Source organism: Polaromonas sp. P1_G2 (assembly GCF_056405515.1).
This window is the reverse complement of record NZ_JBFUBY010001653.1, coordinates 1-372: the sequence shown is the minus strand read 5'-3', so window position 1 is coordinate 372 and position 372 is coordinate 1. Positions and strand designations below refer to the sequence as shown.

The window sequence follows — 372 nt, the reverse complement described above, 5'->3', positions numbered from 1 at the left end:
AGATCAGTGGCCGGATGGTCGGGATGGTTCAACCCTGCCGGCGCATTGAGCACCAGCTTCGAAAATCGCTCGCCGGTGACGGCCGCGATCTCGGCGGCCATCCATCCGCCCATGGAATGCCCAAACAGATGCGGTCGATCGAGGCTGAGCGCCTGCACCAGACGGAGGTTATGCACGACCAGGTCTTGCATCCCGACGATATGCGGCGCCTCGGCGCTTTCTCCGAAGCCGGGATGGAACGGCAGATAGACGCGAAACCGGTCCGCCAACCCCCGCGCCCAGGCAGAGCCCTCGAGCGTGGCGGCTCCGTGCAGGGCCAGAACGGCGGGTCCGCTGCCGATGGCTTTCACGACGGTGTGGACGCCTTCGATG

Annotated in this window: 1 protein-coding gene; it reads right to left on the bottom strand. The window is 65.9% G+C overall.

Features of this window, described 5'->3' with window-relative positions:
• The coding region (locus AC1D0P_RS31985; protein WP_477680397.1) for an alpha/beta fold hydrolase at positions 1-372 on the bottom strand (372 nt) is incomplete at both ends.